Below are 17,341 nucleotides of genomic sequence, written 5' to 3'. Positions count from 1 at the left end.
GAGTAATGATTAATCTTCTTCAGGTAAATACAATAACTTACTCCATTCATTTTCATTTAGCATTTCATTCGCCAGATCCTGAAGTTGTTCCGCTGTAATAGTACGTATTTGTGAAAAAATCTCTGGTAGAGACTCAATGCGTTCTGTATCCAGCAAACTCTTCGCCATCATTAGCATAAAGTTTAGATTGCTTTCCTCAGACATGGCTAACTGTCCCATCAATTGTTCCTTAGCAGTATGAAATTGCAGTGTTCCCATCTTTTTGTCCCGCAACAGCTTTAGCTCCTTACTAATCAATGATAAGCTTTTCTGTAATTGCTTGGGTTCTGTACCAAAGTAAATAGCCATCAAGCCTGTTTCCAGAAAAGGAGAATAGCTGGCTTCAACAGAATACACAAATCCATGCTTTTCACGTAATGCGAGGTTCAGACGTGAATTCATGCCAGGTCCTCCCAGTATGTTTACCAGCATATAGAATGGCAAACGGTTGGAATGGTTTAATGGATAGGACGTCCTGCCAAGAGCACATTGCGCCTGAGTAATCGCCCGTTTTTTGGTAATCTGCTGAGGTGTAAAGTGTAAAAACGGCTCACGCTGACGCTGAGATGTATAGCTTGGAATGGGTGCCAGATACTTGTCGGCCAGTTTTTTTATTTTACTAAATGGAATATTACCAATAGAAGAAAATATGACTCTGGATGTATTTAAGTTTTCAGCAATAAATTTCTTGAAGTCTTCCCGATGAAAGGATCGTACGCTTTCATTGGTGCCAAGAATATTAAATCCCAGCGAGTGATTTTCAAAAACAATAGCATCAAATTCATCCTGAATAGAATCTTCAGGAGAATCATAGTACATCGCCATCTCTTCCAGAATCACATTTCGTTCCCGTTCTATCTGTTTTTCCGGAAAGATAGAGTCAAAAGTTATATCTGTCAGTAGCTCAAATGCTTTCTCATAATGATTATCCAGTACAGATGCGTGAAAAGAGATCTTTTCCTTTGTTGTAAAAGCATTTAATTCGCCTCCTACTGCTTCCAGTCTATTAAGTATGTGAAAGGATTTTCGCTTTTTGGTCCCTTTAAAGGCCATATGTTCCCAGAAGTGGGCAATCCCTTGTTGATGGGGTTTTTCATCACGACTACCAATGTCTAGTGTAAAACCACAGTGGGCTATCTTGGTATGTGTGACTTGTTTGTGTACTACCCTAATGCCATTAGGCAGGGTATAAATATCATATTCTTCCATGTATTACTACTCTCTTTGCAAAGATAAGACTTTCTCGGTCTTATTGATCTTCTTTTCAAGAACGTAATCACTAAAGGAAAAGTTTTCTCCGAAAATAGTACCTTTGAATCCTTATACGGTATTGTACAGGACACGAATATAGTTTCATGGCGGCTTCATTTCTTATTATTCAGACGGCATTTATTGGGGATGTTATTCTGGCAACAGGTGTAATAGAAAAACTAAAAAAACACTATCCGGATGCTCGGATTGATTTCATGGTTCGCAAGGGAAACGAGGGCATTGTTAAAGATCATCCTTATTTGAACACTGTCTATATCTGGGATAAGAAAGGAGGTAAGTATAAAAACCTATGGAAAATTTTGAAACAAGTGCGCCATCGGAAGTATAGCTATGTAATTAACCTGCAACGATATGCGACTACAGGTTGGTTTACAGTATTCTCAGGTGCAGATACTACGATAGGCTTTGATAAGAATCCTCTTTCACGTTTTTTTGACAAAGCAGTTCCTCATGTATTTGATGGCAAGCATGAGATAGAACGCAATCATACCCTAATACAGGATTTGACAGATACCATTCCTGGAAAGCCTCGGTTATATCCAGCTGTGGTCGATTTTGAGATTGTAGCTCCCTGTAAAAAGCAGCCATACATCTGTATTGCACCTACTTCCGTATGGTTTACCAAGCAGTTTCCAGAAGATAAGTGGATGGAATTGATCCAGCAGCTCTCAAATACATATTCTGTGTATTTATTAGGTGCTCCCACTGACTGGGATATCTGCGAAAACATTCGGGTTAGTAGTCAGCAGGGAAATGTATATAATCTGGCAGGGAAGTTATCTTTGCTGGCATCAGCAGCACTAATGCAGGATGCTGTTATGAATTATGTAAATGATTCTGCTCCTATGCACTTATCATCAGCGATGAATGCACCTGTTTGTGCTGTATATTGTTCAACGATACCTGGATTTGGGTATGGCCCATTGTCAGATCGATCATTTGTTATAGAGGTAGAAGAAAAGTTGGCTTGTCGACCGTGTGGGTTACATGGACACAAAGCTTGTCCGGAAGGACATTTTAAGTGTGCCAGAAATATTGAGATTCGTCAGTTGAGAGTAGGACAAGTAGATAGTAGTGTATAGAATTAAACTATTTTAATTCCAGTAATTCACAGGACTTTTCTGCGGCAGCTTGTTCCGCTTTCTTTTTGCTGTAGCCACTTCCGGTCGCAAATGGTTCACCATCTACAACCACTTGAGCTATAAATTCCTTGTTGTGGACAGCTCCTCTTTCTTCTACTATCTCAAAATGAACTTTCTTATTAGCACGTTGCGCCCATTCAATCATAATACTTTTATAGTTCTGATTATTCTGAACTATATTCTCCAAATCAAAGTGAGGTTTGATTAAACGTTTGATAATAAAGCGACGGGAGAACTCAAACCCTTTATCGAGATAAATTGCACCAACCAATGCCTCCAATGCATCTCCATACATGGATTTATGAGTCAGGGCAGTACGTTTATGACCATCAAATACAATCAGCTTATTGAGTCCGATCTTTTTCGCCACATTATTAAGTGATTCCCGGTTCACAATACGGGAGCGTATTTCTGTAAGAAAGCCTTCTTCTTTAAATGGGAATTTTTTGAACAAAAAGTCCGCAATAACAGCTCCTAGAATAGCATCACCCAGATATTCCAGGCGTTCATTAGACTCTCTGAATCCATCAGAGTTGATTTCTTTTGCTGCTGAAGTATGTTGGAGTGCCAGTTTGTATAGATACAGATTTTTTGGGCTGCTACCAGTAATCTGTTTGATAGCCTTTACAAGTTGTTTGTCTTTAAGAGAGGAAAATTTGAATAACTCAGAAACAAAACCTAAAACGGAAGGCACAGGCTACGCTTTATTAAGTACGAATAATCACGAAACTATGCTCATGTATATATTCATGCATAAGCACTTAGACAAAGATAAGTAAGTTTATGAAAAAAAATAATATAAGTGCAGCAATAATGTTATTGCTGCGCCTGGAGAATATGAAATTTTATTTGGTAGTCGGTAACTGACTCAGATTTTTTTGAAAATGATAGAGCAGTTATGTCCACCAAAACCGAATGTATTACTTAATACAATATCCAGTTTCCGCTGTTGCGCTTTATTAAAAGTGAAGTTTAATCTGGAATCCAGACTTTCATCATCTGTAAAGTGATTGATCGTTGGAGGGACGGTTTGATGCTGAATTGCCAGCACTGAAGCTACTGCTTCCACTGCTCCTGCGGCTCCCAGTAAATGTCCTGTCATCGATTTGGTTGAGCTGATATTGATCTTATACGCATGCTCTCCAAACATTTTCTGAATGGCAAGTATTTCCTGAGGATCTCCGAGTGGAGTAGATGTACCGTGTGTATTGATATAGTCTATATCTTCTGGTTTCAGACCCGCATCATTTAGGGCATTGCGCATCACATTGTGTGCGCCTAGTCCTTCCGGATGGGGAGCTGTGATATGATAGGCATCTGAACTCATTCCACCACCTACCAGCTCGGCATAAATCTTAGCACCACGCGCTTTTGCATGTTCATATTCTTCCAGAATCAGACATCCGGCTCCTTCACCCAATACAAAGCCATCTCTGTCTTTGTCATAAGGCCGGGAGGCAGTTTCGGGTGATTCATTACGTTCTGAAAGAGCTTTCATGGCATTGAATCCGCCAATACCTGCTTCTGTCACAGCTGCTTCCGAACCCCCGGTGATGGCAATGTCCATTTTTCCCATGCGGATGTAGTTAAAAGAATCTACAATGGCATTGGTAGCTGAAGCACAAGCTGATACTGTAACATAGCTTGGACCACGAAAGCCATAACGGATAGAAATATATCCTGCGCTAAGGTCCGCAATCATTTTGGTAATAAAGAATGGACTGAAACGAGGAGTTCCGTCTCCTACGGCAAATCCGGAAACTTCATCCTGAAACGAGCGAAGTCCGCCTATACCAGATCCCCAGATGACACCTGCCCTATCAACGTCGATGGTGGCAAGATCCATACCTGAATCTTGTATAGCTTCTTCGGCTACTACCATAGCATATTGGGTGAAGGGGTCCATCCTGCGGGCTTCTTTGCGGTCTAAGAACTGCTCAGGGTCGAAGTTTTTCACTTCACAGGCAAACTTTGTGCGGAATTTTGTCGCATCGAACTTGGTAATAGGTGCAGCACCACTTACTCCGTTAGCTAATCCGTTCCAGAATTCGGAAACAGTATTACCAATCGGAGTAAGTGCACCTAAACCCGTAATGACTACTCGTCTCAATTGCATAGAGTTGGTAAATCCGCAGAAGCGAATCGGGATTCAATAGAGGGGTAAAATTATTTTACGTTGGCTTCCAGGTACGTTACCGCCTGGCCAACAGTGGAAATGTTTTCTGCTTGGTCGTCAGGAATGGAAATACCAAATTCTTTTTCGAATTCCATGATCAGTTCGACTGTGTCCAGAGAGTCAGCGCCAAGGTCGTTTGTAAAACTGGCATCAGTTGTCACTTCAGACTCTTCCACACCCAACTTCTCAATGATGATTTTTTTTACTTTTTCTGCTATTTCTGACATTTTTTTGAATTTTAATAGTGAAAACTTGCTGCAAAGAAATGCATTTCAAACTATATTGTCAAACAATTTTTTATTGGTCAGACAATCTTATGACAATAAAAAGAGCTTAACCCATGGGTTTTTCCGGGTTTTGCTCTCTAATACCACCCTGCCTGTTTGTTCATTATTAGGTATAAAAGTACAAGAGCGAAGTATTTTTTATGTTTTTTCTGATTTTTTCAAAAAAACTGAGCAGTTTTGCAGGCCCACTGAAAAAGCCCTAAGTCGTTTGGTAATCAGATGTAATTTGCTAAATAATCATACATGACTTAGGTTTTTGAACGCAAAAAGATATTATTTTGCTGGTCATCTGCTTTTGCACCGGGCCTGGGATTGCTCTATAAATTTATTATTCAAAATAATCCTGTACTACATACTAAATAAATAACGACTAATTGATAAATCATGAACATTCCATTTAACAAAACAAAAGTTATTGCCACTGTTGGCCCGGCATCCAATACCAAAGAAAAATTATTGCAGTTGATTCAGGCTGGTGTTGATGTGTTCCGGCTTAACTTTTCGCATGGAAGCCACGAAGATCATTTGAAAGTGATTCAGTTTGTTAGAGAATTGAATCAGGAACACAAACTAAATATAGGATTGCTACAGGATTTGCAAGGTCCTAAAATTCGTACCCGTGAAGTAGAAAATAATGGAGTAGAGCTACGTGCAGGAAACAAACTGGTTATTACTACTGAGAAAATTATCGGAACCAGCGACCGCATCAGTACTACCTATGTGGAAATGGCAGATGATGTAAATATTGGAGAGCGTATCTTGTTGGATGATGGAAAGCTGGAACTGCGCGTAACAGATATCAATAAGAGTGGAGAGTATAAGGAGGTCATTACAGAGGTAGTATACGGTGGTATCCTGAAGTCTAAGAAAGGTATTAACCTACCAAACACCAATGTATCTATTCCTGCACTGACAGAAAAAGATCGTGAAGATCTGGTATTTGGATTAGAGCATAACCTGGACTGGATTGCTTTGTCTTTTGTACGTACTGCTGAAGAAGTACTGGAGATGAAAGAAATAATCAAGTCAAAAGGAAGAACAAGTCGTGTTGTATCTAAAATTGAAAAGCCAGAAGCCATTGTAAATATCGATGCAATCATTGCTGCCAGTGATGCAATTATGATTGCACGTGGTGATCTGGGTGTGGAGGTTCCTGCCGAGGAAGTTCCTATGATCCAGAAAATGATCGCAGACAAGTGTAATAAATCTGCTAAGCCGGTAATCGTTGCAACACAGATGTTGGAAAGTATGATTACTAGCCCTCGTCCAACCCGTGCAGAGACCAGCGACATTGCCAATGCGGTTATTGATGGCGCTGATACCGTTATGTTGAGTGCGGAAACTGCTTCAGGTATGTATCCTGTAGAAGCAGTACGCTCTATGACAGAAACCATCCGTCAGGTAGAGGAAAGAGCTAATATCTATTTCAAAAACCATGCATATGCACAACAGGTACATGATCAGAACTTCTACAGCAACAATGTAGTTGTAAGTGCTTGCCGTTTGGCTCGTGATACAGATGCTCAGGCTATTGTTGGTTTAACCATGTCTGGTTATACTGCATTACGTATCTCCAGCCATCGTCCAAAATCACAGATATTTGTATTTACATTTGATGAGACATTGTTAAATACATTAAGCCTGGTTTGGGGTATCCGTGCATACTACTATGATAACTCTAAGAGCACAGATGAGATCTTTGAAGATATCAAGGACATTCTGGTAAGAGACGGACATGTAAAAACTGGTGATGTTATTATTAACACAGGAAGTATCCCTGTAAGCCGTAACCGGCATACAAATATGCTGAAACTAAGCATTGTATAAATTTTCTATATTTCGAGTCAGAATTATATAGTGATGTATTTATATACATCACTATATAATTCTGACTTTCTTTTTTTTAAACTGGCAGCTTTTTTGCTACAAGGTGGTATAGGCTAATTTTTAAATGAGCGAAATATGTAGATTTTAAACCGAGCCGAGTTATATGCCTATAAATCAGTCACAATATAGTCAAATCCATGGCTGGAAGATAGGTGGAGGTGTAGGCTAAAAGATGACTTTAAAGCTTTATAAAATTAGGCTATACTACTTCTCATAAAAAATAGTACTTTAGTGATGTTTTTTATCATAATTAATACGTAATACAATGACACTTAACCGCAGAGATTTCCTTAAAATATCCGGAGCTGCTGCTCTATCTGCATGGGCAATGCCTTATGCTCAAGCCACACCAATCAAAAATATTGGAATTCAATTGTATACTCTTCGGGATGTAATCGGAAAGGATACAAAAAATGTACTTACTCAATTGGCGAAAGACGGTTATAAGGAATTGGAGGCGTATGGTATTGATAGTGGTAAGTTCTTTAATTTGTCAGGTGCTGAATTCAAGAAGATAGTAACAGATCTGGGAATGAAAACAATCGGATCTCACGCGTCTCCTGATGTAAAGTTTGACAAAGATGTTAAAGCAGGTTTGGATGCTGTAGCGCCAAACTGGAAGAAAGCAGTAGAAACAGCTAAAGAAGGTGGGTTAACCTATATTACTTGCCCATGGTGGAAAGAAGAGCACCGCAAATCGGCAGATGATTACAAAAAATCTGCAGCAATCATTAACCTGTTGGCTGAATATGCTGTAAAACAGGGATTAAAATTCACCTATCACAATCATGATTTTGAATTTAAAAAATTTGGAACTACAGATTTCTATGATGTATTGTTGACTCAAACTAACCCGAAAGCGGTTAACTTTGAGATGGATTTGTACTGGGTGGTAGCTGCTGGAAAAAATCCGGATGATTATTTTACCAAATACCCAGGACGGTTCCATCAGGTACACGTAAAAGATATGAGTAAAGCTGATAAAACAAAAAATACAGAAGTGGGAAAAGGCTCTATCGACTTTGCTAAGATTCTGAAACTAGCTCCTAAGGCAGGTATCAAACACTTCTTTGTAGAACAGGAAAATAACTATTCACCTGATTCTCTTGCCAGCGCGAAACTGTGTGCCGATTATCTTAAAAAATTCAACTACTAATACGAAAAACGCCCTGATGCTAGTCAGGGCGTTTTCTTTTTATGCTTCACTTTTTTGTTTCTTTTTAGTTGCCTTCTTAGGTGCCGGTGTTTCTTCTGTTTCTGCGCTTACCTTTTCTTCAGATGCTTCAGCTTTCTCCTCTGCTGCAGTAGCCACAGCTTCCTGTTTTTTCAGAATCTCAGGAGCATACTCAAGCAGAATACCATACCAGGTAACCAACTTTTTGATATCTGAAGCATATACCCGGTCTCTATCATAATCAGGAACAGCCGTTCCCATAAAAGATGCCAGTTCTTCAGGACTGGATTTGCCAGATACAGGCAAACCTTTGTCGCCATAATTATCACCCAGGTTGTATAATACATCCTGTAATGGAGTACTTCCTTCGGAGGTATTTGTATAAACAGAAATCTCTGATAATAAAGACAAACGATGTTGAGGTCCTACAATAAAGCGAGTTTTTTGTTTATCCATTGATTCCAGAATCATACCTGTCCGGGTTGGCTTTACCACTTTGAACAAGCCCCCTTTGCCCGAAACTGTAACAATCTCTTTTAATTCCATGATAATCAGATACGTACTTAAAGATTAAGAAAATAGTAAAATAAATTTAACTAATTCGATGATTTGTGATAAACGGATCCTACTGCAATTCGGACTGCAAAGATGTAAAAAATATGGTTTGAAACATAATCAGATACAGGAAAGAAGTAAGGATATTTATACAAACAGAAATATGTAACTTCTTAATTATCTGCATGTTTGTTGCCACATTTCTCCTGTGTGGATATAAATTATTTGTCTTTCACTATTTCTTTACTGATATAGATGGACAGATAGAAACATTTGGTAAGCTTGCCTACATGTGAAAGTTTAATGAAAGCTATATAGCACAGGTTGATTGCAGTAAGATTTTATAACCGATGATAACCCACAAAATTCTTACCAATCTTTTTTGAGTAACGAAGAAACCTGGAAAAACCATCAGGTATGTATTGGAGCTTGATGGCAAACATTTGTAATTTTGCAGTTCTTAGAAATAAACAACTATGAACATTCATGATTTAATCAGGGAAATACAAGATACACTGATAAGTGTACAGAACAGGATACTGGTGTGGTTTGATAAACCCATACAGGAAAGACAATACAAACCAGAAAACGGCGGTTGGTCCATTAACGATATTCTGGAGCATATTACATTAACAAGCCACTTTCTGCTAATCCTTATCGATAAAGGAGCTAGAAAGGCACTTGAGAATATGCAGAAGCAGGATTTACAAGCTGTACTGGAACATTATGCATTTGAACGCAAAAAGCTGGATGAGATAGGCATGTACCAGTCTTTTGAGTGGATTCGTCCAGAACATATGGAGCCAACCGGACAGAAATCAGAGGAAGAGATAAGATCGCTCTTTATTGAACAAATACAACGTTGTGTGACATATCTGAATCAGATGCCTGATGGAGAGGGAGTTTTGTATAAAACAACTATGACAGTGAATAATCTGGGTAAAATAAATGTCTATGAATATATTTATTTTCTGGCAAAACATGCAGAACGCCACATTGGTCAGATGGAGCGCAATGAAAAGGAATATGAGGCTACTATGACATACTAATTGTTCTATCTAGAGAGCCAGACTAAAGAGATATAAATTTTTTCACTAATCTGATTTAAATAGAGTTATAATTATGGCTGGTCACAGTAAATGGGCGAATATTAAACATCGCAAAGGAACTACTGATGCTCGTCGGGGCAAATTATTTACAAGACTAAGTAAGGAGATTATTGTTGCTGCACGTTTGGGTGGTGGTGACCCTTCGGGTAATCCTCGTTTGCGTATTGCTATTCAGAATGCCAAAACTGCTAATATTCCAAAAGACAATATCGAACGGGCTATTAAGAAAGGAACGGGAGCAGAGGTTGAAAACTATCAGGAAGTAACCTATGAAGGAAATTTTGGCCCTGTCGGAATTTTTATAGAAGCTACTACCGATAATACTACCCGTACAGTAGCCAACATCCGTTCGTATTATAATAAAATAGGGGGGAGCTTGGGTACTAACGGATCTCTGGCATTTATTTTTAATCGCAAAGGAGTATTCAACTTTAACCTGCCTGACACTATAAGTTTAGATGAGTTGGAATTAGAATTGATTGATGCTGGAGCCGAAGAAGTAAACATGGAAGAAAATCTGATTACAGTGATCACTTCTTTTGAAGATTACGGAACTATGCAAAAGAAGCTGGAAGATATGCATATCGAAATCTCAGAGGCTGCTTTGCAACGTATTCCCAATGTACTGGTCACACTGGACAATGAGACATTCCAGAAAGCGATGAAACTGATCGACTTGTTTGAGGATGACGACGATATCCAAAAAGTTTACCACAACATTGATATAACAGAAGAGCAAATAGAGATGATTTAAAAAAAGTAAATGCCTCAGTCTAAGACCACCTCTACTGAGGCATTTATTTTATCAGGGAGTAGGCTCGTCTTCCTCAAATTCACGGTTTACCCTGCCACTACTATAATAACAGTCTGAATAATAAGGATTGGTAAGCGAATCAATGGTTACTCCACGAGACGTTGATGCATGGGCAAATCGTCCGTTTTGCAAATAAATACCCACATGCGAGATGCCTGAGCCAAAGGTGTCAAAAAAGATGAGGTCTCCTTCATGTAATTCTTCTTTCTCGATAGGATCTACATCCTGTTCATACATCTTAAGAGCATTGCGGTTAAGGTTCAATCCATAGGCTTCCTGATATACATTGCGTACAAAGCCAGAACAATCCGTTCCGGTACGACTATCACTATTGTCTCTGTAAGGAACTCCTATCCATTCTGTAATACTCTGTGTCAATGCTTTGTTCGATTCTGGCAAGGGTGGTTGTCCTGTTAACTGAATATGTCGCTGCTGAAAATCAGAATCTGAGATCAGTACAGTAGGAATGCGTGTAACCACAATAGGCTTTTCCTGTTGCTGCTGTACATGTCGGTACATAGCCCATACAGACCATACCGTTGCCAATGCAATAATTACCCAAGGTGTAGCTCGGTGAGTAGCAATTTGTTTACGATGGGCATACAGATATTTTCCTGCGCGAGCCAGCAGAAAAGCTATTTCACAGACAATTATCCAGAAAAGTTTGGCGATTTCCTGTAATACAATCCAGAACTGATTCGCTATGCGTTGCATGTTGCAGAGTTAAAATAGTGAATCGTAAAAAGTTGTTCATAGAATAAATACAGGTTCTAAAATTTAAGGTAAAGTATTGATAGTTTATTTAAGTATGTATACGAAAAATAGACGAATAAGTTGCGTTAGTTTTATGAAGTTATATGTTCTCAACGTGTAAAAACGTAAGATACTGACTGATTCTTTCTTTTAACCGGATTGCCAGCAACTCCTCTGCGGTATGTAGTGCATCATAGATAAGCTGACCTTCCTGCTGATAGGCTTTAATCTTTTCATTATTCCAGTAATGAGGAGGGGGAGCCAGGTTAGTAATCCGGTCTGCCATCTTAACCATCCATACTTCCTTAGGCTGCTGTTGTATACGACGGAGGCTATCCTGCATTTGTTCTATTTTAGTGGGAAATTGTGTGTTTTTGGTAAGGGCCATTACTCCGTCTGCTACATCTGTACCAAATTCTTCCTTAACCTGTTCATAGGTTACAGTTGTATCTTCAATTACATCATGCAAAAGGGCACACTGGATTGCCAGATCCGCATTGTACGTTTGGGTGGTATGCTGGAGTGTCCAGAGTATTTCCATCGTAACTGCTCCAATGTGATTGATATAGTCAACACGCATACCCGGTGTACGGCCACCAAAAGTTTGGCCTGAATGGTGAAGTGTGGCAAAGTCCCATGCCTTATTATACAAATCTCTATCCCAGTTGTTCATTGGTATTTTTTAGTTTAACTAATTGGGAAGTAACTAAATATTTAGCAGGATATAAAACTAACAGTTGGTAAAATAGCAACGAACTGCCTATATTTTGGCTTCATTACAATAGTATTACTGATTTTACTATGCAGACAATTCATTGGGGCATTATTGGATGTGGAGATGTAACAGAACTTAAAAGTGGTCCTGCTTTTAATAAAGTACCTGATTCCAGACTGGTTGCCGTCATGCGGCGTGATGGGGTGAAGGCGCAGGATTATGCCAGAAGACACAACGTACCTAAGTGGTACAATGATGCCAGCAAGCTTATTCAGGACCCGGAAGTAAACGCAATTTATATTGCTACGCCGCCTGATAGCCATGAGCACTATGCGTTGGCTGCCATGGAAGCAGGTAAACCTGTCTACATAGAGAAGCCAATGACCACCACTCATGCACAAGCAGTGAATTTGGTAAAGGCTTCCCGTGATACAAATATAAAAATGGTAGTAGCCCACTATCGGAGAGCACAACCTTACTTTAAAAAAATTAAATCATTGCTGGACGAAGGAGCTATTGGTGAAGTACGTTTTGCCAGACTTTCCTTTTTTGATAAACCTTTATCCCAAGAAGCTTTACAGACAGAGAAGATTGCGTGGCGAGTTGATCCGGCTATTTCCGGTGGAGGATTATTTCATGACCTGGCTCCCCACCAACTGGATATGGCCTATTACTTCTTTGGCGATGTCTTGACTATACAGGGAATGGCTACTAATCAGTCAAAACAGTATGGTGCTGATGATATAGTGAGTGGAAGCATGCTCTTTCAATCAGGTGTACTCTTTGAGGGCTTATGGTGCTTTGCTGTAGATGAATCCGAAACAAAGGACAGCTTTGAAATAATTGGCACTGAAGGAAAGATCACTTTTTCTGTTTTTGGGAAACAGGTTATTTACCTGACTAGAAATGGAAAAGAATCAGTTTTACCTTTTGAGGCACCCATGCATGTGCAACAACCCATGATTGAAGAAGTGGTAAGCTATTTTCTGGGAAAAGGCCCGAATCCATGCACTGCTTCCGAAGGGGCAAGAATAATGGAGATGATAGATAAGATGACACAGAAATAAATAAAATAAAAAACTGCTTTTATAATTAACTGAATGAATCAACGAAATTTTGCCAAAGATATATTGTTTGGATTGGCCGTAGGTGATGCACTGGGTGTACCTGTTGAGTTCAAAGACAGAAGCTATCTGAAACAGTTTCCTGTGACGGATATGATAGGATATGGAACCCATAATCAGCCACCAGGAACCTGGTCAGATGATAGTTCGCTTACATTCTGTCTGGCAGAAAGTTTATGTAAAGGGTATGATCTCACTGACCTAAGCCGACGATTTATAACCTGGAGGGAATATAACCATTGGACACCGCATGGTCATGTATTTGATATAGGTATCGCCACATCAGATGCAATTAGTAGACTAAGAAAAGGAGTAAGTCCGGCATTAGCGGGAGGCAAAGATGAACAATCCAACGGCAATGGTTCATTGATGCGGATTCTGCCACTTGCTTTGTTTCTGATAGATAAAGACATCCAAACCCGATTTGAAAAGACTAAAGAGGTATCGACTATCACACATGCACATATTCGTTCTGTATTAGCTTGTTTTATTTATCTGGAATATGCTCTGTGCCTGATCAGGGGATTGGATAAATGGAAGGCTTTTGAACAGATGCGAGTTACCGTAAATCAGTTTCTGGATGAAAACACGGTTTGTTCAGACGATGAAAGACGGAAGTTTTACCGGGTATTGGGGCATCCATCTACAGAGTTTGGTATGGAGCCAATTCATACCTATGAAGAAGCACAGGTATATTCTTCCGGATATGTATTACATAGCCTAGAGGCAAGTTTCTGGTGTCTGCTAAACAGCAATTCATATAGGGAAACAGTATTGAAAGCAGTGAATCTGGGTAAAGACACAGACACAACAGCAGCTGTTGCAGGTGGATTAGCAGGATTAGTCTATCAGTTTGAACAGATACCTGAAAAATGGGTTAATCAACTGGCACGTGTTGGAGATATTCATGCATTGGCAGAGAAGTTTGCTCTCAAGTATGCAGATATGCTATAACGTAGATTTATGGAGTAGAATTTTTCTTTACAGAGTAAACTCTATCTTTTAAATTATCTTTCTGAAAGAGTTTTCCTGAAAGTCCTCTGATTTTATTCTTTAAGAATGCCTGTTGGTATGCCGAAGATATTTTTTATAGTTACTAGCAATCGGTTAATGGAAGAGCCTTATTCTTCAAATTATTTAACCTACCCAAAAAGTATGAGTTAATCACTAAGATTCCGGTTACAGCGGAAATTGATTACCACTATAGCCAGAACCTTAGTGATTATTTGATGTGGCTACTGGTAAGAAGTAATATTAGTCAGAATTAAATTGATTTGGAATCTGTACAAATTGTTCTCTACTTAATTGTCAGAATCTATCATATTAGATTCTTTTGAGAGACGCAATACTAACAAAAGACTCATGGTTTAAGGTACAATTGGACCATGAGTCTTTATTTATCTATGGAACAGAATAAAATTAAGTTATTGACCGCTGACAATCTGACAATAATAGAAGTAATATTTGATCCTATTTATCCATTACCTGCCTTATATACTGTAGTTGTTGCAAGAGAAGATAACGATTATGTTCTAAATGAAGCTGGGATGATAATTTTTATAGGGATTTAGACAAAACAGATAAAATGGTAAAAAGGTATTTGGGTGATATCAAAGTACGTACAGAAAGCCTGGATAACCCATCTATGTGTTTGGTCGGAGAAATGATCATCTCAATGCAACACAAACGTAAAGTAAAGAACAGTTGGTTGTTAGACACTATAAATGCAATTCTTGATTTTATTCATACGATACATGTAGATTTTCCTGAGCATCACAGAAAAAGGCTTTATAAGCTGGCAGATCATTTGACTTTCAATCTGCAGTATGAAAAAATCTTCGATGAACCTGGATATAGCAGAGAAGAATTGCTCGAAAGTCTATATTGGAGTATTGGGCTTGTATTCTCTCACTCTAAAGTAAAATGATCAAGTAAAATGAAGAATTAAATAGAAAGACTACTGACATAAGGTTGTCAGTAGGGCCCTTTTACTTTGTATCATTCAAACCAAAATGATACATTTTATGAATCTTTCTTCAGTTCGGGTTATTACCACAGATGTTAAACGCCTGGTTGATTTTTATACACAAGTCACCGGGATGACACTCACACAATATACTGACGATTTTGCTGAACTACGTACGTCTCAGGCTACACTAGCTATTGGAAGTACACGTACATTAGCCTTATTTGGAGGGAATAATATAGCAGAAGCCGCTGCTAATCGCTCAGCAATTATTGAATTCAAGGTAGATGATGTTGACGATATATATCAGCAACTAGCCGACTTTCTTGGCAACACTGTTGTACAAGTTCCAACTACAATGCCTTGGGGCAACCGTTCACTGTTGTTCAGAGATCCGGATGGCAACCTGGTGAATTTTTTTACACCTCTCACAAAAGAAGCAAAGGAAAGAGCTACTCAACAGACAACCATTGTTTGATTCTATTCTGGATAGTCTGCTTTTCATCGTAATTCGAAATAGAAACCACCTCAAAACCAAAAAAAATATGTGGATACGATCACATTCTGTCACAACACAGGAAGTAACAAAAGAACAACTCTGGCAACTCTTTGCAGATGTAGATAACTGGGCTGCATGGGATGAAGGGGTGGAATATGCAAAGCTTGAAGGTGAATTTGAGAAAGGGGCTTTTTTTACTCTCAAGCCCAAAGGAGGTCCCAAAGTAAAAATACAGCTTATTGAAACAACTAAGAACAAGTCTTTTACCGATATGACCCGATTTCCTATGGGCCGCATGTATGGTGAGCATACTTTCGAAGAAACTACGGAAGGTTTACGCATCACCACGACTATGAAGGTTTAAGGACTATTGGGATTCCTCTGGCGTAAAGTTGTAGTACAATCTATCGTGGATGCTTTACCTACTGAAATGCTTCATCAGATACAGGTAGCTAAAAAACTCTGATATGAAACAACGATATTTTATTGCAGTTGTATCAAAAGAACATACACAACGAGGTGTGAATGGAGGATTTATGCAGGTTTGTCATGGAAAGAAAGAACCTCTCAAACGTATGTCGCTCAATGATTGGCTAATTGTATATAGTCCGGCAGAAAAAATGAAAGGATCTGCAAAATGCATGGCTTTCACTGCTATCGGACAGGCTTCAGATGAACTGGTCTACACACACAAAATGAGTGAGGACTTTATCCCTTTTCGCCGTAACATAACTTTTTACAGCTGTCAGCAAACCTCTATTTTACCTCTGATTGATCAACTGGATTTTATTCAAAATAAAGTGCAATGGGGATATCCATTTCGGTTTGGTTTTCTGGAAATCCAGGAAAACGATTTTAGACTGATTGCCTCGCAAATGTTAGGAGAAAGTGATTCAAAAGAGTTTTTAAACTACTAATTCCCATTGGTATAGACTCTGCAACTATGAAAAAACATGCAAAATTGGTTCGGACATTTGTTCGAACCTAGATCTCTCCGTTGCAAAGACTGAACATGCAAATAACTATCCGTCCTCTATCTGTTGATAGAAGTTGTCTGTAAGAAAGAAATATGCTATAGCTTAATTACTCCTGCATCACATTATATACCTGTACCTTAGTTGAGATAGGTTGATACAGGGAAGGCTGCTGAGGGCGGGATACATACAAAACTGAGCTGGTGCGTGGCCATTTTTTTACTATATCCACTGGTTGTTTTGTAGAGGTACATCCTGTTTTTGAAGCAGTAGTAGATGTAATTTGGATAGTTGTTGACTGTATTTGCTTAACTGTTTTCAGCGCCTGAAACATCTCAAAGTCCATAAAGTCTTCTTGCTGCTCTTTTTCTAACTTCTTCCAGATAGCATAGGCTGTTTTAATGCGAATGCGTACCTGATCACGCTTCATTTCTTTCAACACATACTTAGCTGCATTGTCTTTGTCCTTTTTCTTTTCCAGCACAGCCAGATGATACTCATTGCGTTTGTGTTTCGCATTGACTTCTTTATACTCTTTTTCCGCTTTCTTCAACTGCTTATCACGTTCTTTGGAGGCAGGTTGGGCTTCCAGTTCTTCTTTTTGCTGTGTTGCGTATACCAGTAGTTTAGTCAGAAGAGTCTGATCCGCAAGAGATTGCGATTCATCCTTCTGAATCGCTTTAATGCGCTGTGCCATCCGGAATAGTTCATGATTCAGACGGGCTTCATAGACCATCAGTCCATAATAGTCAGATTTATATTTGCGAATAGCGGTTGTATTGGTATGATAACGAGGCATATAGAGTGTAAATATAAAGTGGTTAATTTCATAGTTTTGCTACTTTAAATATACAA

General features: G+C 38.9%; 20 protein-coding genes. 12 read left to right on the top strand and 8 right to left on the bottom strand.

Annotation, left to right across the window (positions count from 1 at the left end):
* Positions 1 to 9: 9 nt before the first annotated feature.
* A complete protein-coding gene (locus QNI22_RS16225) occupies positions 10 to 1,248 on the bottom strand; it encodes a M16 family metallopeptidase (RefSeq protein WP_314512163.1) in 1,239 nt (412 codons plus the stop codon).
* 146 nt (positions 1,249 to 1,394) lie between these two features.
* On the opposite strand from QNI22_RS16225, the gene QNI22_RS16220 reads away from it, so the two are divergent.
* Positions 1,395 to 2,393, top strand: coding sequence for a glycosyltransferase family 9 protein (locus QNI22_RS16220; RefSeq protein ID WP_314512162.1), 999 nt, complete (start codon positions 1,395 to 1,397; stop codon positions 2,391 to 2,393).
* Positions 2,394 to 2,400: 7 nt separating this feature from the next.
* Here the strand turns inward: QNI22_RS16220 and rnc are convergent, their stop codons facing one another.
* The 3 genes from rnc to QNI22_RS16205 form a co-directional block, all read right to left on the bottom strand.
* Positions 2,401 to 3,147, bottom strand: coding sequence for a ribonuclease III (rnc, locus tag QNI22_RS16215; RefSeq protein ID WP_314512161.1), 747 nt, complete (start codon positions 3,145 to 3,147; stop codon positions 2,401 to 2,403).
* A gap of 174 nt (positions 3,148 to 3,321) precedes the next feature.
* The gene (gene fabF / locus QNI22_RS16210) at positions 3,322 to 4,569 is read right to left on the bottom strand and encodes a beta-ketoacyl-ACP synthase II (protein WP_314512159.1); all 1,248 of its coding nucleotides are present in this window, start codon (positions 4,567 to 4,569) and stop codon (positions 3,322 to 3,324) included.
* 50 nt (positions 4,570 to 4,619) lie between these two features.
* Entirely contained in the window at positions 4,620 to 4,856 is a 237-nt protein-coding gene (locus QNI22_RS16205) for an acyl carrier protein (protein WP_313978668.1), read from the bottom strand.
* 444 nt (positions 4,857 to 5,300) lie between these two features.
* On the opposite strand from QNI22_RS16205, the gene pyk reads away from it, so the two are divergent.
* Positions 5,301 to 6,743, top strand: coding sequence for a pyruvate kinase (gene pyk, locus QNI22_RS16200; protein ID WP_314512157.1), 1,443 nt, complete (start codon positions 5,301 to 5,303; stop codon positions 6,741 to 6,743).
* Between the two features lie 325 nt (positions 6,744 to 7,068).
* Positions 7,069 to 7,959, top strand: coding sequence for a TIM barrel protein (locus QNI22_RS16195; protein WP_313978664.1), 891 nt, complete (start codon positions 7,069 to 7,071; stop codon positions 7,957 to 7,959).
* A 39-nt stretch (positions 7,960 to 7,998) separates the two neighbouring features.
* Here QNI22_RS16195 and QNI22_RS16190 read toward each other — a convergent pair whose 3' ends face one another.
* Positions 7,999 to 8,523, bottom strand: a complete 525-nt coding sequence (locus tag QNI22_RS16190) for a DUF5606 family protein (RefSeq protein ID WP_314512155.1) — start codon at positions 8,521 to 8,523, stop codon at positions 7,999 to 8,001.
* 485 nt (positions 8,524 to 9,008) lie between these two features.
* Here QNI22_RS16190 and QNI22_RS16185 point away from each other — a divergent pair, with 485 nt between their 5' ends.
* Entirely contained in the window at positions 9,009 to 9,581 is a 573-nt protein-coding gene (locus tag QNI22_RS16185) for a DinB family protein (protein ID WP_314512154.1), read from the top strand.
* A gap of 73 nt (positions 9,582 to 9,654) precedes the next feature.
* Positions 9,655 to 10,395 (top strand): YebC/PmpR family DNA-binding transcriptional regulator, encoded by a 741-nt coding sequence (locus QNI22_RS16180; RefSeq protein WP_314512153.1) that lies wholly within the window; start codon positions 9,655 to 9,657, stop codon positions 10,393 to 10,395.
* A 51-nt stretch (positions 10,396 to 10,446) separates the two neighbouring features.
* Here QNI22_RS16180 and QNI22_RS16175 read toward each other — a convergent pair whose 3' ends face one another.
* Together QNI22_RS16175 and QNI22_RS16170 are read right to left on the bottom strand one after the other, a co-directional pair.
* Positions 10,447 to 11,169 (bottom strand): C40 family peptidase, encoded by a 723-nt coding sequence (locus tag QNI22_RS16175; protein WP_314512151.1) that lies wholly within the window; start codon positions 11,167 to 11,169, stop codon positions 10,447 to 10,449.
* 139 nt (positions 11,170 to 11,308) lie between these two features.
* A complete protein-coding gene (locus tag QNI22_RS16170) occupies positions 11,309 to 11,881 on the bottom strand; it encodes an HD domain-containing protein (RefSeq protein WP_314512150.1) in 573 nt (190 codons plus the stop codon).
* A 128-nt stretch (positions 11,882 to 12,009) separates the two neighbouring features.
* On the opposite strand from QNI22_RS16170, the gene QNI22_RS16165 reads away from it, so the two are divergent.
* The 7 genes from QNI22_RS16165 to QNI22_RS16135 all read left to right on the top strand — a co-directional run bounded on the left by QNI22_RS16165 (position 12,010) and on the right by QNI22_RS16135 (position 16,429).
* The gene (locus QNI22_RS16165) at positions 12,010 to 12,990 is read left to right on the top strand and encodes a Gfo/Idh/MocA family protein (protein ID WP_314512146.1); all 981 of its coding nucleotides are present in this window, start codon (positions 12,010 to 12,012) and stop codon (positions 12,988 to 12,990) included.
* A 33-nt stretch (positions 12,991 to 13,023) separates the two neighbouring features.
* Complete coding sequence (locus tag QNI22_RS16160; RefSeq protein ID WP_314512145.1) at positions 13,024 to 14,001, top strand: ADP-ribosylglycohydrolase family protein; 978 nt, start codon at positions 13,024 to 13,026, stop codon at positions 13,999 to 14,001.
* 449 nt (positions 14,002 to 14,450) lie between these two features.
* Positions 14,451 to 14,618, top strand: a complete 168-nt coding sequence (locus QNI22_RS16155; RefSeq protein ID WP_314512142.1) for a hypothetical protein — start codon at positions 14,451 to 14,453, stop codon at positions 14,616 to 14,618.
* Between the two features lie 14 nt (positions 14,619 to 14,632).
* Complete coding sequence (locus QNI22_RS16150; RefSeq protein ID WP_314512140.1) at positions 14,633 to 14,974, top strand: hypothetical protein; 342 nt, start codon at positions 14,633 to 14,635, stop codon at positions 14,972 to 14,974.
* 97 nt (positions 14,975 to 15,071) lie between these two features.
* Positions 15,072 to 15,491: a VOC family protein gene (locus QNI22_RS16145; protein WP_314512138.1), complete on the top strand. Its 420-nt coding sequence runs from the start codon at positions 15,072 to 15,074 to the stop codon at positions 15,489 to 15,491.
* Positions 15,492 to 15,558: 67 nt separating this feature from the next.
* Complete coding sequence (locus QNI22_RS16140; RefSeq protein WP_314512137.1) at positions 15,559 to 15,876, top strand: SRPBCC family protein; 318 nt, start codon at positions 15,559 to 15,561, stop codon at positions 15,874 to 15,876.
* Positions 15,877 to 15,979: 103 nt separating this feature from the next.
* On the top strand, positions 15,980 to 16,429 hold the full coding sequence (locus QNI22_RS16135) for an EVE domain-containing protein (protein WP_314512135.1): 450 nt from the start codon (positions 15,980 to 15,982) through the stop codon (positions 16,427 to 16,429).
* A 166-nt stretch (positions 16,430 to 16,595) separates the two neighbouring features.
* Here QNI22_RS16135 and QNI22_RS16130 read toward each other — a convergent pair whose 3' ends face one another.
* Positions 16,596 to 17,285: a hypothetical protein gene (locus tag QNI22_RS16130; protein ID WP_314512133.1), complete on the bottom strand. Its 690-nt coding sequence runs from the start codon at positions 17,283 to 17,285 to the stop codon at positions 16,596 to 16,598.
* Positions 17,286 to 17,341 lie beyond the last annotated feature (56 nt).

The sequence above is a fragment of the Xanthocytophaga agilis genome, from assembly GCF_030068605.1.
GTDB classification, from domain to species: Bacteria; Bacteroidota; Bacteroidia; order Cytophagales; family 172606-1; genus Xanthocytophaga; species Xanthocytophaga agilis.
This window is presented reverse-complemented; position numbering and strand designations above follow the sequence as displayed.

Bases quoted from the DNA above. Each gene is read 5' to 3' on its own strand.
- QNI22_RS16225 (WP_314512163.1), bottom strand. From the start codon at position 1,248: ATGGAAGAATATGATATTTATACCCTGCCTAATGGCATTAGGGTAGTA.
- QNI22_RS16220 (WP_314512162.1), top strand. From the start codon at position 1,395: ATGGCGGCTTCATTTCTTATTATTCAGACGGCATTTATTGGGGATGTT.
- fabF (WP_314512159.1), bottom strand. From the start codon at position 4,569: ATGCAATTGAGACGAGTAGTCATTACGGGTTTAGGTGCACTTACTCCG.
- QNI22_RS16205 (WP_313978668.1), bottom strand. From the start codon at position 4,856: ATGTCAGAAATAGCAGAAAAAGTAAAAAAAATCATCATTGAGAAGTTG.
- pyk (WP_314512157.1), top strand. From the start codon at position 5,301: ATGAACATTCCATTTAACAAAACAAAAGTTATTGCCACTGTTGGCCCG.
- QNI22_RS16195 (WP_313978664.1), top strand. From the start codon at position 7,069: ATGACACTTAACCGCAGAGATTTCCTTAAAATATCCGGAGCTGCTGCT.
- QNI22_RS16190 (WP_314512155.1), bottom strand. From the start codon at position 8,523: ATGGAATTAAAAGAGATTGTTACAGTTTCGGGCAAAGGGGGCTTGTTC.
- QNI22_RS16185 (WP_314512154.1), top strand. From the start codon at position 9,009: ATGAACATTCATGATTTAATCAGGGAAATACAAGATACACTGATAAGT.
- QNI22_RS16180 (WP_314512153.1), top strand. From the start codon at position 9,655: ATGGCTGGTCACAGTAAATGGGCGAATATTAAACATCGCAAAGGAACT.
- QNI22_RS16175 (WP_314512151.1), bottom strand. From the start codon at position 11,169: ATGCAACGCATAGCGAATCAGTTCTGGATTGTATTACAGGAAATCGCC.
- QNI22_RS16170 (WP_314512150.1), bottom strand. From the start codon at position 11,881: ATGAACAACTGGGATAGAGATTTGTATAATAAGGCATGGGACTTTGCC.
- QNI22_RS16165 (WP_314512146.1), top strand. From the start codon at position 12,010: ATGCAGACAATTCATTGGGGCATTATTGGATGTGGAGATGTAACAGAA.
- QNI22_RS16160 (WP_314512145.1), top strand. From the start codon at position 13,024: ATGAATCAACGAAATTTTGCCAAAGATATATTGTTTGGATTGGCCGTA.
- QNI22_RS16155 (WP_314512142.1), top strand. From the start codon at position 14,451: ATGGAACAGAATAAAATTAAGTTATTGACCGCTGACAATCTGACAATA.
- QNI22_RS16150 (WP_314512140.1), top strand. From the start codon at position 14,633: ATGGTAAAAAGGTATTTGGGTGATATCAAAGTACGTACAGAAAGCCTG.
- QNI22_RS16145 (WP_314512138.1), top strand. From the start codon at position 15,072: ATGAATCTTTCTTCAGTTCGGGTTATTACCACAGATGTTAAACGCCTG.
- QNI22_RS16140 (WP_314512137.1), top strand. From the start codon at position 15,559: ATGTGGATACGATCACATTCTGTCACAACACAGGAAGTAACAAAAGAA.
- QNI22_RS16135 (WP_314512135.1), top strand. From the start codon at position 15,980: ATGAAACAACGATATTTTATTGCAGTTGTATCAAAAGAACATACACAA.
- QNI22_RS16130 (WP_314512133.1), bottom strand. From the start codon at position 17,285: ATGCCTCGTTATCATACCAATACAACCGCTATTCGCAAATATAAATCT.